We start from the raw sequence: 13,161 nt of genomic DNA on the forward strand, positions 1-13,161 counted from the left end.
ATATTCTTACGTTTCAATATTGTAAGTTTAACATAAATAAATTAAAATAATCATTGCTGTACTATGAATAAATATACCTTTTACCTTGACTGTATAAAGGAATTGTTGTTAAGGTTAAATGTGAGCGTATAAAAGGTTTGCTAAAGGAGTTTTGAAATGAATCGGTTAAAATGGGGAAGGATGACAGTCCTATTAGTCATTATTTTAGGGATATGTTGGTTCTTATTCCAAGGAAATCAAAAGAGCATAGCGAATGTAGAGGGACAACCTTTGCAAGTGGCAGAACTACCTAAAGCAGGATTTACTGAAAAAGTAGTCCCGCCAAAGTACATCCCACCAGAAATTAACGCAAAAGCAGCTATGATTATCGATGCGAGTGATGGAGATATTATTTATCAATATAATGAAAATGAAGCTTTTGCACCGGCTAGTATGTCTAAGATGATGACAGCGTATCTCTTACTAGAGAGTATACATAACGGGAAAGTTCGCTGGGAAGATCCAGTAAAAATGAGTGCGAAGGCGGCACTAACAGAGGGAGCGAGAATCCCAGTACAAGTTAATGATACATTAACTGTTAAAGATTTATATCATGCATTAATGATTGAGTCAGCTAATAATTCAGCTGTGGCTTTAGCAGAACATATGGCAAAATCGGAGAAAGATTTCGTTCAGCTTATGGATGCAAAAGCGAAACAGTTAAAAATGTCGGAACATGCTAAATTTGCAAATGCTTCTGGATTACAAGAGCCGGATGGAAGTGAAACAAAAATGACGGCTGCTGATGTAGCGCAATTGGCGTATCATCTTATAAAAGATTATCCGGAAATATTAGAAGTGACTCACTTACGCCAAAGTCAGCTAGCATTTAATAATATTAATGTTATAAGCACAAACGACATGTTAAATAAAAATAATAAAAGTTTATATATAGAAGGAATGGACGGACTAAAGACTGGATTTACAGATAGTGCAGGATACTGTTTTACTGGGACTGCAAAGCAAGGTGATAATCGAATTATTACAGTGGTCATGGGGACATCAAATAAACCAAAACGTTTTACAGAGACAAATAAGTTAATGTCGTATGCATTTGGATTAGTTAATTAAGTAAGTAAAATACGAATCTAGATCGCTACATAAGTAAGACTGTTTGTTGTTACTAATTTTAGATAACAACAAACAGTCTTTTTATTTTTATTTTAAAAAGGAAAAAGCTTCTAAATATAAGTGGTATTATTTGAGTTTGTTTGTTGCTGTGATATTATAAAGTTATAAGCTTATTAATAATAAGTTTGAGGGGCGTAATATGATATATACATATGAAATAGCCTCAATTGAAAATTGGAGGGAATTATGATGGCAAAAGATTTTTACTCAGCAATTGAAGACAGAAGATCTATTTATGCAATTAGTAAAGAGCAAGTAGTTTCTGATGAGAAAATTCAAGAAGTGATTTATCATGCTGTAAAACATACACCTTCAGCTTTTAATTCTCAAAGTGCTCGCGTTGTTGTTTTATTAGGAGAACAACATGATAAATTATGGGATATTACGAAAGAAACGTTACGAAAAATTGTACCTGAAAATAACTTTGCATCCACTGAAGAAAAAATGAATGCATTTAAAAGTGGTTATGGAACGGTTTTATATTTTGAAGACAGTGAAGTAGTGGAAAGCCTTCAAGCTAACTTTGCATTATATAAAGATAATTTCCCAACTTGGTCTCAGCAATCATCAGGAATGTTACAATTTGCAATTTGGACAGCTTTAGAAATTGAAGGGTTTGGTGCTACGTTACAGCATTACAATCCGCTAATTGATGAAGAAGTGAGAAAAGAGTGGGATGTTCCAGAGAATTGGAAACTTATTGCGCAAATGCCATTTGGTAAACCGGTAGTACATGCTGGTGAAAAAGAATTCCAACCGCTAGAAGACCGTGTGAAAATTTATAAATAATTTAAAAAGGTGAACAGGAATATAACCTGTTCACCTTTTTTTATACGTAATAAGGGTTTTTTTGTCCGGCATTTTTCATCTGGTTTTTTAATTCATTTTTACGTGTTTCAATAGCTGATACTTTTTGTAATGTTATCATTGAAACGAATTGAATAAAAGCATAGTATAGCTCTATGTTTTTTTGTATTGGATCATCTATTATATTTCTCACAAATATGCCTCCTCTTTTTATTCCAATAAAACTCCGTATTAATGGGCAGCCCGAGTGGTGAGGGTTAATAATTAGCGGAGGATGTATAAAACCCTTACTGATTAAAGTTTCATTTTATAAGGGAATGAAACTTTAATCAATTCGCTAAAATTCTTTTTTATTAAGATATGTATATAATACTATGAATATCCTATAAATTCCATTATGGGAAAAAGAGAACAGTTGATATAGTGTGTGTTTTCTTTAAAGGAGAAATGGCTTTTGTGAAATAAATCTTACAATTCGTCAAATTATTTCAAAAATGTAGATAGTATAGAAATTTAGTTTTCTAAAAATATTATACTATTGATAAATAGAGTGATTTTTGTCATGATGAAAGTATACTTCATGTAAGGAGCTTTATAAGGAAATACATAATGTGGTTTGTATTAGGTTAATAGAATTTTTTATAGAAGATAGAAAAGGGATGTTTTATATTGAGATATTAAATGAAATGTCGAATTTTCATGCGATATATGAGAAATTTGAAAAAATCATTGTAAAAACACTATAATTAATGATAAAGTTCACATGAAGTTCACACGGATTTCACTTTGTTCATTTAAAATGAACTCTGTGTGAAAAATAAAACTCTTGCTAAAAAATGGAACTGGATGAATATTTTACTTTGATAATATTGTAAAGTATTAAAGTTTTAAGTTTTTTTTAAGAGGATAGTAGGGAAAGGAAGTAAAGACAACTTATGAAAAAAGTAATTGCAGGTTTAGCAGCAGCTTCTGTAGCTGGCGTTGCAGTTCCAGGAATGGATTCTGCTCATGCACAAGTTTCAAATGAAGCGCTAAAAGAAATTAATGGACAAACTCAAACTCAAACTCAAACGACTGTAACTGAAACAAAAACTGTAGAAACAACTTCTGAATTAAAATACACAGTAACTGCTGATGTATTAAATGTTCGTTCAGGTGCTGGTACAGGACATAACGTTATTTCTAAAGTGAAATCAGGTCAAGTGCTACAAGTAGTTGGACAAGAAAACGGTTGGTTCAAAGTAAACGTAAATGGTCAAACAGGTTATGTAAGTGGTGACTTCGTAACGACTGGTGGCAAAACAGGAACGACTGTTCAACAAGGAACAGGTACTTACACAGTAAACGTTTCTTCACTTAACGTACGTACAGGCCCAAGTACATCTCATACAGTATTAGGTTCTGTAAACAAAGGTAAAACAGTACAAGTTGTAGGTGAAGTACAAGATTGGTTTAAAATCAACTTCAATGGTGGAACTGGATACGTAAGCAAAGACTTCGTAACAAAAGGTGGTTCTGCTGTATCTAACGAAACACAACAACCAACTACAAACAACAATACTACAACAGTTCAAACTGGTGGTTCTTATGTTGTTAACACTGGTGCTTTAAAAGTACGTACAGGCCCAGCTACATACAACGCTGTAATCGGTGGAGTAACAAATGGTAAAGTATTAAACGTTACTGGTGCTGAAAATGGTTGGTACAAAATTAACCATAACGGCCGCACAGGTTACGTAAGTGCAGACTTCGTTAAGTTTGTAAAAGGCGGAGTAAACAACGTTACAAATAACAATAATGTTACAAATAACGTTCAACAACCAGGTAAAGACGTACAAAAACCAACAACAGGTGGAGATACATCTTCAATCGCTGGATTCGCTAGATCTTTAAATGGTTCACCATACAGAACTGCTGGTACAACACCTGCTGGTTTTGACTGCAGTGGATTCATTCACTACGTATTAAATCAAACTGGTCATAAAGGCGCTCGTCAAACAGTTGCTGGATACTGGAGCTCTAAAACAAAAACTAGCAATCCACAACCAGGTGATTTAGTATACTTCCAAAATACTTATAAATCAGGTCCTTCTCACATGGGTGTTTACTTAGGAAACGGTCAGTTCATTAGTGCAGAAACAGATGCAACTGGTGTACGTATTAGTTCTGTAAGTAACTCTTACTGGAGCAAGCACCTATTAGGTTACACAAAAGCATACTAAGAAAAAGTAGTTTTATATACTTTTCGTATAGAGAAAAGGCTTTCCAAGGAAACTTGGGAAGCCTTTTTATAGTTGAATAAATTGGAAGTTTAATAGTTTTTATTTTAACTTTCCATTTAAAAATCGATCATATAAGTCATGGAAATAGTTAGGACGAAATAAGTTCGCTGCATGTCCCGCTAAAGGTATTTCCTTATATAAAACGTTAGGCAAAATAGATTTCAAATCAAATAGACAAGATTTATAGAGATGATCATGCTCTCCCATTACCCATAGTATAGGGTGAGGAAGTGATTTTAATTTAGATTTTAAATCGAATTCTAACCGATGTCGTAATGACTGGGCAATTATGGATGAATGTAATTGTAATCCGAAACGGTAGTAAATATTTCTTGAAATGACTGCGAACGGATTTGCTTTTAATATACCGCTTGGAAAAATAGTATTTGCGTATTGAGAGAGCCATTTAGAGTATTCATCTCCTCGCTTCTCCCAAAAATTTTGAAATACATTATATAAACGAGAAGGGTTATTGTAATGTCCTCCAATATGACAAATACTTAATACTTTTTCTGGATGCATTTGTGCAAAAATTGTAGAGATGTAACAGCCGTAACTTAGCGCACAAATATGTGCTTTTTTAATACCTTCTTGTTCATATAAGTTTAATAATTGATCTACGAGGCGCTGTAATGAAAAGTCGATTGCTTCTCCTTTATCATCACCGTGACCTAATAAGTCATAAGTTATAATGTTGTAGGAGGCAGAAAATCGTTTTTGCTCTTTTTTGAAGGCGCGACGATTGCCAACTAATCCATGAATAAAAATAATTGTTTCCTTTTCAGAATGTATATTTGTTTGCAAAAAGGATACTCCTTTCACTAACTGGAGATTTATATCGTGTTTTAAATTATTTATCTATAATTTACATAGAATAATATTAAGTACCAGGTAATAATATCAGATGTTTATATCTGTTGTAAAGATGAGTTTTTATGTATATTTTGTAAAAATAGAAAAAGTGTGTTTACATTCAGTTTACATTTGTATCGTATTCTAATTTTAGAAAGAACAGTTTTGTTTAACATGAGGAGATGAACAGGAATGGAAGTTAGAAATGAAATAAAGAAAAAAGGGAGTTGGAGGCAGTTTTTACGCCTTATTCAAGATACAAATCCTCCGAAAGGAATTTTAGTATTTGCGTTGTTAATGAGTTTGCTTTCTACGGGAGCGAGTTTATTTATTCCTATGCTGACAAAAGGATTAGTAGATAATTTTTCGCTTTCTTCAATTAGTGCAGGACAAATTGTTGGGTTAGTTGCTTTCTTTGTAATGCAAACTATTGCGGCAGGGTTGTCTATATATTTACTAAATTATATTGGGCAGAAGATTGTAGCGGGACTAAGAGAACGTTTGTGGAAAAAGGTACTTATCTTGCCGGTATCTTATTACGATCAAAATAGAACAGGTGATACTATTAGCCGTATGACGAATGATACAGGTGTTGTGAAAACGTTAATTTCTGAGCATTTGTCAAACTTATTAACAGGTGGTATTTCAATTGTTGGATCGTTAATTGTATTATTTGTTTTAGATTGGAAAATGACTGCGTTACTTTTAACGGTTATTCCGTTGTCTGTGTTAATTTTAGTTCCACTTGGAAGAAAAATGTATAAGATTTCAAAAGCGCTTCAAGATGAAACTGCATCTTTTACAAGTGTGTTAACGCAAGTGTTATCAGAAATTCGTTTAGTGAAATCTTCAAATACAGAAAAAAGAGAATATGAAACGGGTAATACAGGTATACAAAAGTTATTACAATTTGGTTTGAAAGAAGGAAAAGTGCAAGCATTAATTTCGCCAGTTATGTCGTTTATTTTAATGGCACTACTTGTTATTATCGTAGGGTATGGCGGGATGCGAGTTTCTAGCGGTGCATTAACAACCGGTGAACTTGTAGCGTTTATTTTGTATTTAGTTCAAATTGTAATGCCAATGAGTCAATTATCTATGTTCTTTACACAATTCCAAAAGGCAATTGGTGCAACGGAAAGAATTAGTACGATTTTAGAATATGAAGTAGAAGATCATGAAACTGGTGTGAAAGTGACAAATGCTAAGCAACCGATCGTTCTTGAAAATGTACATTTTGAGTATAACGAAGAAGAGCAAGTTTTGAAAAATATTGATTTCACAATTGAATCTGGAAAAGTGACAGCGATTGTAGGACCAAGTGGTAGTGGGAAAACAACGTTATTCTCATTATTGGAACGTTTTTATGAGCCAACTAGTGGCGCCATTAAATTAGGGGAAGAATCAATTACGAGTTATTCATTACAGTCATGGCGACGTCAAATCGGTTACGTATCACAAGATAGTCCGTTAATTGATGGAACAATTCGTGATAATATTTGTTATGGCGTCGAGGGCGAAGTAACGGATGAAGAAATTGAAAAAGTAGCAGCAATGGCATATGTTGATGCATTTATTCATGACTTACCAAACGGTTATGCAACAGAAGTTGGAGAACGCGGTGTGAAGCTTTCTGGGGGACAAAGACAGCGAATTGCCATTGCCCGAGCGTTACTTCGAAATCCGCAAATTCTTATGCTAGATGAGGCGACTTCAAGCTTAGATAGTAAATCTGAGTCTGTCGTTCAAAAAGCGTTAAATAACTTAATGAAAGGCAGAACAACGTTAGTGATTGCGCATAGACTTTCTACTGTTGTAGATGCAGATAAAATTGTCTTTATTGAAAAAGGGAATCTTACAGGTAGTGGTACGCATGATGAATTATTACAGACGCATGATATGTATCGTGAGTTTGCAACGCAGCAATTGAAAATTAAAGAGGGTGCATTATAAAATGAATCATCAGTGGGATTTTACTCCACTGATGATTCATTTTTAAACAATATATTAGATGCTAAGTAGAAAGGAAATGGTTCCTTTGATACCTAAAATTTTAATAGTAGATGACGATCCACACATTAGAGAACTCGTTTCTGTATTTTTAGAACGAGAAGGCTTTCAAACATATGAGGCAATTGATGGAGTAGATGCACTTCAGAAAATGGATGACGTAAAAGTCGATATGGTTATTCTTGATATCATGATGCCAAATATGGATGGATTTGATGTATGTTTTGAATTAAGAAAATACTATGATATCCCGGTTCTGATGCTAACTGCCAAAGGGGAAACATCACAAAAAGTAAAAGGATTTCACCTTGGGACAGATGATTATCTTGTAAAACCATTTGACCCTATAGAATTAGTAGTGAGAGTAAAGGCATTATTGAAACGTTACCAAATTACAGTTTCCCAATCGATTCAAGTTGGAAATGTATTATTAAATCGTAAAACATTCGAAGTTACATCTGGAGAACAAACGGTTACATTACCGTTAAAAGAATTTGAGCTGCTCTTTACTTTAGGGTCTAAATCGGGAAGAACTTGTTCGAGAGAGCAATTAATTGAAGAAATATGGGGATATGATTTTGAAGGGAATGAACGTACACTAGACGTTCATATTAATCGGTTACGTGAGAAGTTTCAAGAAGAGCAGTCGAAATTTAGTATTAAAACAATAAGAGGATTAGGGTATCGCTTAGAGGTAAGTAAATGAGAAAAAGAAAACGAATGAGTAAGTTGAAGATGCTGAAAGTATTTGGAGCGGTATTAGCGCTCTTTTCTTTTCTTACTATCATTTGGTCTATCGCATTTTATGTAGCAACTAGTATATTGAATGCTTTTGACGTAAACGTATCGCCGTTTGTTGCCTTTCTAATTAGTGATATGGTCGGTTTTGTATTTATTATTCTTATTTGGACATTGATTGGAATATTAATGAGGCCAAAACGAGAGGCAATGATTTGGACTATTATTGAACCGATACAAAAAATTGCAAAAGGAGACTTCTCCGTAAAAATACGAAATGAAGAAAAGTATGATGGCGAAATTGGCGTGCTCGTAAAAAGTATAAATGATATGACAGATGAACTGAATGCGATGGAGAAAATGAGACAAGAGTTTGTATCAAATGTTTCTCATGAAATACAGTCACCATTAACTTCTATAAAAGGATTTGCTAGAGCACTACAAGACGATAATCTTTCTGAGGAAAAAAGAAAGCATTATCTTACCATTATTGAAACTGAAACAACGAGATTATCTAAACTAAGTCAAAATTTACTAAAGCTAACTCTTTTAGAATCAGAAGAGTATACACCAGAAAGAGTGAGCTATCGATTAGATCAACAATTAAAGCAAATTGTGTTAAATAGTGAACCACTCTGGGCTGAAAAAGAAATTGAGTTAGAACTAGATTTAGAAAAAGTACATGTTATTGCTGACCAAGAAAGTATGAGTCAAGTGTGGATTAATTTAATTCATAATAGTATTAAATTTACTCCAAGCGGTGGTACGATTACTATTCAGTTAAAGGAACATGAGACAGTAGTGGAAGTGCGTATCCGTGATTCAGGAATTGGTATATCAGAAGAACAGAAACAACATATTTTTGAGCGTTTTTATAAAGCGGATTCTTCACGAAATCGTGCCTATGGAGGAAGTGGCTTAGGTTTAGCTATTGTAAAGAAAGTACTCGACCTTCATCATGGGGAAATAAAAGTTGAGAGTGAGGAAGGAAAAGGTACTGAATTTATTGTGCGTATGCCAAATCATGAAGAGAAATAGTGTTAGAAGGAGAACCTTCTAACACTATTTCTCTTTAAAAATGCATTTACCGTTACTGCAATTATATTGATAAGCTTTTCCTTCGCTTTTCATACTCATACACTCCCCTATGCTGGATTTGTTTTTATTTTACATGAATAATGGTAAAAAAATGAAACTTATAAATAAAAACTTTCTATAGTTACCTACAAGTAACCTACGCACATGAAAGTGCATCATTGCCTTTTTACATAAACATAGATACAATTTTAATATAATACATAACTGAAATGATTAAGGAGTGTTATACTTGGCAGAATTATTACAAGGTAAAAATGCTTTAATTACAGGAGCAGGTAGAGGGATTGGTCGCGCTGTAGCGATTGCATTAGCGAAAGAAGGCGTAAATGTAGGACTTATAGCTCGCTCAGAAGAAAACTTAAAAGCTGTAGCGAAAGAAGTAGAAGCAGAAGGCGTAAAAGCTGTTATTGCAACTGCAGATGTTTCTTCATACGAAGAAGTAACAACTGCGATTGAAACGTTAAAAAATGGTTTAGGATCTATTGATATTTTAATTAATAACGCTGGTATTTCTAAATTCGGTAAGTTTTTAGAACTAGACGTTGCTGATTGGGAAAAAATCATTCAAGTAAACTTAATGGGTGTATACTATGCAACTCGTGCAGCTTTACCGAGCATGATTGAACAACAATCTGGTGATATCATTAACATTTCATCTACAGCAGGACAAAAAGGTGCACCTGTAACAAGTGCATATAGTGCTTCTAAATTTGGTGTCCTTGGTTTAACAGAATCGTTAGCGATGGAAGTTCGCAAACATAACATTCGTGTAACAGCTTTAACTCCAAGTACAGTAGCAACTGATATGGCTGTAGATTTAGGATTAACTGATGGAAACCCTGATAAAGTAATGCAAGCGGAAGATATTGCAGAATTTATCGTAGCGCAGCTGAAATTAAATAAACGTACATTTATTAAATCTGCTGGGCTTTGGTCTACTAATCCATAGGAATTAAATTTAACTTTAAAAGAAGGGATATCTATTCTGTAAGTGGTAGATGTCCCTTCTTTATTTTTTGTATCCGAGACAGAATTTTCGGTATAATTAAAAGTGAATGGTAGAAAGCATTGGTAAATTGAAAGGAATGGCAGTTGTAAAAGAGTGATGTAAGGAGGGAAAAGGATGAAAAAGAAGTTTCAAAAATTATAACATGTATCGTGTATAACGAGATTAGCTCGTGGACCTCCAGTATACATAGCACTATATTGTATATTAAAAAATTGGAGGCTATAAATAGATGAGAACTGAAAAAGAAACGCTAGACGTAATTATAAATATAGCAAAAGAGGATGAAAGAATTCGAGCTGTCATCATGAATGGATCGCGTGTAAATCCAAATGTGAAAAAAGATTGTTTTCAAGACTATGATATTATGTATGTTGTAAATGATATACAATCTTTTACGTCTAATCATAATTGGATTCATAGATTTGGAGAAATAATGATTGTACAAATGCCAGAAGAAATGTCGTTAGTTCCACCAGATGAAGACGGAAAGTTTCCATATTTAATGCAGTTCATGGATGGAAATCGGATTGATTTAACGCTAGTTCCAGTTGAGTTAATAAAAAAGTTCGTTGGACAAGATAGTTTAAGTAAACTGCTTCTTGATAAAGATAATTGTCTGGAAGAATTCCCACCAGCAAGCGATAAAGATTACTTAATAAAAAAGCCTACAGAAAAAGAGTTTTTAGATTGCTGTAATGAATTTTGGTGGTGTAGTACGAATGTGGCAAAAGGGCTATGGAGAGAAGAGCTTTCTTATGCAAAAGGAATGCTTGAAGGACCAGTGCGAGATATGTTCATTGTAATGCTAGAATGGCATATTGGTATGAAAACAGACTTTACAGTTAATACAGGGAAGTTTGGAAAGCATTTCGAGCAATATATTGAAGAAGATATGTGGGAGCAATTTAAAAGGACATTTTCTAATGCAGAATATGAAAACATATGGGAGTCATTCTTTGTCATGGGTGATTTATTTAGGGAAGTGGCGAACGAAATCGCTAACACATATGAATATCAATATCCGCAAGATGATGATGATAAAGTGACGAACTATTTAAAACATGTGAAAGCTTTGCCGAAAGATAGTACATCGATTTATTAATAATATAAAGCAGCAAGACTGTCCTAATTAAGGACAGTCTTATTTTTTGTTTATGAATAACAATTTCTCTAACAAAGTGCAGAGGAATCACATATGAAAAATTAGGGAGGTTTTTTTATCATGTATTATTTTTATTCGCCACAAATGTTTGCTCCATATCAATGGGGACTAGAACGAGATGTTTCGTATGCTTATATGCCATATAACTCATTTTATTATGGAGACTATATAAGTTCATTGCCATACGTATATACCCCTCAAAACTATGAAGTACAAATGAAAGCATATGAGCGTGGATCGTGGACACCATTTTCATGGGTCGAAAAATATGCGTACGCATTTTCCGGACCGTACAATAAAGCGGAAGTAGCTCTTACATTTGATGATGGACCAGATTTAGAATTTACGCCAAAAATTTTAGATAAGTTAAAACAACATAATGTAAAAGCTACTTTTTTCTTACTTGGTGAAAACGCAGAAAAATTTCCGAATGTAGTAAAGCGTATTGCAAATGAAGGGCATGTAATTGGTAATCATACGTACAGTCATCCGAATTTAGCGAAAGTAAATGACACTGAGTACCGTAATCAAATTATAAAAACGGAAGAAATATTAAAACGTTTAGCCGGCTATGCTCCTAAATTTATACGTCCACCGTATGGTGAAATACTTGAAAATCAATTGAATTGGGCAACTGAGCAAAATTTTATGATTGTACAGTGGAGTGTTGATACAGTTGATTGGAAAGGTGTAAGTGCCGATACGATTACAAATAATGTGTTAGGGAATTCATTTCCAGGTAGTGTCATACTGCAGCATTCTACTCCAGGTGGGCATTTACAAGGATCTGTTGATGCACTAGACAAAATCATTCCGCAGTTAAAAACGAAAGGGGCACGTTTTGTAACACTTCCAAGTATGTTCCAGACATCGAAAGAAAGAAAGTGAATGTGTTATAAATTGGAAAAATAAGGGTTGTGTCGTATAATGAAAGTGTAAGTTAGGGGGGATATAATTGATTTATGCACTAGTAAACATAGGAATAAGCATATTGATTGGTATTATTTTTATACTTGCGGCAATTATTCTTCAAAAAAATCCACCGACCGATATTAATGCGGCATATGGTTATCGTACGAAACGATCTATGAAAAATAAGGAATTATGGGATGCGGGTAACAGGTATAGTGCAGAAGTGATGAAGCAAAATGGATTCATCATGATGTTAATTGGAAGTGTTATTAGTATACTGTTTAGATACTCCCATACAACGTTAGCTATAATGATCTTTATGCTAGTACTAATCATTCGCTTATTCATACGAGTAGAGAAAAGATTGAAGGCACTTGAGCAATAATGAAAAATAGGACTCCACGCAATATAATGCTAGGAGTCCTATTTTATTTATAAACTATTATTTTCTAGTAAGTCTTTTCCTTGTTCAACAACAAATTCATAGTATGCAAGATCATATGGATAAATATCATCAAAAGTTATCGTTATCGGTTTATTGCTCAAAACAGAAGTAGCTGTAAAAGATGAAATTTCACCATTTAATAGTTGTAGAAAAGAAGTTGCATGTACTTTCATCACATCGTCTACTTCTTCACCTGGTGCGAATGGAAGTGGATTGATGACATTGTGAAAATACATATGACAAAATTCACGATCAGTAAGATTTGAAATTTCATAATCTATTTTAAAGATTCCTTTGTATACTAAATCAGTAGTTTGAAAGGAAAGCCCCAATTCTTCTTCGATTTCACGAAGACCACCAATTTGTACATCTTCATCATGCATAATATGTCCAGCTGAAGTAATATCCCATATAAGTGGAGCTTCTTTTTTATTTTTAGAGCGTAATTGGAAATATAAGAATATATCTTTAGCATCTTTTTCTACAAACCAACAATGAAATGTTTCGTGCCAATCACCGTCACGATGCACTTCATCGCGTAATTTCTTCCCAAGTGTATTTCTTTCAGAATCAAATATTGTTAACCACTCTGTCATTTTAATTCCCCTTTCTGCAAATTTTATTATACAATATTCGTATTGAATTTTGGGAAAATAAAGAAAAAGGGGCGATTATA

The 13,161-nt window shown here is 33.7% G+C and carries 13 protein-coding genes and 1 pseudogene; 10 read left to right on the forward strand and 4 right to left on the reverse strand.

All coding sequences use genetic code 11. The annotated features are described in order from the left end of the window. Positions 1-156 precede the first annotated feature (156 nt). Both ACTFRY_RS13750 and ACTFRY_RS13755 read left to right on the forward strand, forming a co-directional pair. Positions 157-1,110: a D-alanyl-D-alanine carboxypeptidase family protein gene (locus ACTFRY_RS13750; protein ID WP_440032351.1), complete on the forward strand. Its 954-nt coding sequence runs from the start codon at positions 157-159 to the stop codon at positions 1,108-1,110. A 246-nt stretch (positions 1,111-1,356) separates the two neighbouring features. Next, positions 1,357-1,959: a nitroreductase family protein gene (locus ACTFRY_RS13755; protein ID WP_103572897.1), complete on the forward strand. Its 603-nt coding sequence runs from the start codon at positions 1,357-1,359 to the stop codon at positions 1,957-1,959. A 40-nt stretch (positions 1,960-1,999) separates the two neighbouring features. Here the strand turns inward: ACTFRY_RS13755 and ACTFRY_RS13760 are convergent, their stop codons facing one another. Next, positions 2,000-2,170, reverse strand: coding sequence for a hypothetical protein (locus ACTFRY_RS13760; RefSeq protein ID WP_001244279.1), 171 nt, complete (start codon positions 2,168-2,170; stop codon positions 2,000-2,002). 742 nt (positions 2,171-2,912) lie between these two features. Between ACTFRY_RS13760 and entFM the strand changes: the two genes are divergently transcribed. Continuing rightward, entirely contained in the window at positions 2,913-4,199 is a 1,287-nt protein-coding gene (entFM, locus tag ACTFRY_RS13765; RefSeq protein ID WP_000755513.1) for an enterotoxin EntFM, read from the forward strand. Between the two features lie 99 nt (positions 4,200-4,298). On the opposite strand, the gene ACTFRY_RS13770 is transcribed toward entFM, so the two are convergent. Next, positions 4,299-5,063, reverse strand: a complete 765-nt coding sequence (locus ACTFRY_RS13770; protein ID WP_001194306.1) for an alpha/beta fold hydrolase — start codon at positions 5,061-5,063, stop codon at positions 4,299-4,301. A 240-nt stretch (positions 5,064-5,303) separates the two neighbouring features. Here ACTFRY_RS13770 and ACTFRY_RS13775 point away from each other — a divergent pair, with 240 nt between their 5' ends. The 3 genes from ACTFRY_RS13775 (at position 5,304) to hitS (ending at position 8,897) form a co-directional block, all read left to right on the forward strand. Next, positions 5,304-7,064 (forward strand): ABC transporter ATP-binding protein, encoded by a 1,761-nt coding sequence (locus ACTFRY_RS13775; RefSeq protein ID WP_016117617.1) that lies wholly within the window; start codon positions 5,304-5,306, stop codon positions 7,062-7,064. 85 nt (positions 7,065-7,149) lie between these two features. Further along, the gene (gene hitR / locus ACTFRY_RS13780; RefSeq protein WP_000612414.1) at positions 7,150-7,827 is read left to right on the forward strand and encodes an envelope stress response regulator transcription factor HitR; all 678 of its coding nucleotides are present in this window, start codon (positions 7,150-7,152) and stop codon (positions 7,825-7,827) included. Beyond that, on the forward strand, positions 7,824-8,897 hold the full coding sequence (gene hitS, locus ACTFRY_RS13785; protein WP_016117618.1) for an envelope stress sensor histidine kinase HitS: 1,074 nt from the start codon (positions 7,824-7,826) through the stop codon (positions 8,895-8,897). The genes hitR and hitS overlap by 4 nt, the downstream gene beginning before the upstream one ends. A gap of 24 nt (positions 8,898-8,921) precedes the next feature. Here the strand turns inward: hitS and ACTFRY_RS13790 are convergent. Further along, positions 8,922-8,990 (reverse strand): annotated as a pseudogene (locus tag ACTFRY_RS13790) (DUF3139 domain-containing protein); the annotation flags it as partial. Positions 8,991-9,186: 196 nt separating this feature from the next. Here ACTFRY_RS13790 and ACTFRY_RS13795 point away from each other — a divergent pair. The 4 genes from ACTFRY_RS13795 (at position 9,187) to ACTFRY_RS13810 (ending at position 12,425) form a co-directional block, all read left to right on the forward strand. Then, a complete protein-coding gene (locus ACTFRY_RS13795) occupies positions 9,187-9,906 on the forward strand; it encodes a 3-ketoacyl-ACP reductase (protein WP_440032352.1) in 720 nt (239 codons plus the stop codon). Between the two features lie 289 nt (positions 9,907-10,195). Further along, positions 10,196-11,068: an aminoglycoside 6-adenylyltransferase gene (locus ACTFRY_RS13800; RefSeq protein WP_016117619.1), complete on the forward strand. Its 873-nt coding sequence runs from the start codon at positions 10,196-10,198 to the stop codon at positions 11,066-11,068. A gap of 120 nt (positions 11,069-11,188) precedes the next feature. Next, complete coding sequence (locus tag ACTFRY_RS13805) at positions 11,189-12,016, forward strand: peptidoglycan-N-acetylglucosamine deacetylase (protein WP_016117620.1); 828 nt, start codon at positions 11,189-11,191, stop codon at positions 12,014-12,016. A 70-nt stretch (positions 12,017-12,086) separates the two neighbouring features. Further along, positions 12,087-12,425, forward strand: coding sequence for an SdpI family protein (locus ACTFRY_RS13810; RefSeq protein WP_033693873.1), 339 nt, complete (start codon positions 12,087-12,089; stop codon positions 12,423-12,425). A 47-nt stretch (positions 12,426-12,472) separates the two neighbouring features. Here ACTFRY_RS13810 and ACTFRY_RS13815 read toward each other — a convergent pair whose 3' ends face one another. Beyond that, a complete protein-coding gene (locus ACTFRY_RS13815; RefSeq protein WP_000141384.1) occupies positions 12,473-13,081 on the reverse strand; it encodes an NUDIX hydrolase in 609 nt (202 codons plus the stop codon). Positions 13,082-13,161 lie beyond the last annotated feature (80 nt).

This window comes from Bacillus cereus group sp. MYBK195-1 (assembly GCF_051916605.1).
Classification (GTDB): Bacteria; Bacillota; Bacilli; order Bacillales; family Bacillaceae_G; genus Bacillus_A; species Bacillus_A cereus.

Bases quoted from the DNA above. Each gene is read 5' to 3' on its own strand.
- ACTFRY_RS13800 (WP_016117619.1), top strand. From the start codon at position 10,196: ATGAGAACTGAAAAAGAAACGCTAGACGTAATTATAAATATAGCAAAA.
- ACTFRY_RS13805 (WP_016117620.1), top strand. From the start codon at position 11,189: ATGTATTATTTTTATTCGCCACAAATGTTTGCTCCATATCAATGGGGA.
- entFM (WP_000755513.1), top strand. From the start codon at position 2,913: ATGAAAAAAGTAATTGCAGGTTTAGCAGCAGCTTCTGTAGCTGGCGTT.
- ACTFRY_RS13750 (WP_440032351.1), top strand. From the start codon at position 157: ATGAATCGGTTAAAATGGGGAAGGATGACAGTCCTATTAGTCATTATT.
- ACTFRY_RS13755 (WP_103572897.1), top strand. From the start codon at position 1,357: ATGATGGCAAAAGATTTTTACTCAGCAATTGAAGACAGAAGATCTATT.
- hitS (WP_016117618.1), top strand. From the start codon at position 7,824: ATGAGAAAAAGAAAACGAATGAGTAAGTTGAAGATGCTGAAAGTATTT.
- ACTFRY_RS13815 (WP_000141384.1), bottom strand. From the start codon at position 13,081: ATGACAGAGTGGTTAACAATATTTGATTCTGAAAGAAATACACTTGGG.
- ACTFRY_RS13775 (WP_016117617.1), top strand. From the start codon at position 5,304: ATGGAAGTTAGAAATGAAATAAAGAAAAAAGGGAGTTGGAGGCAGTTT.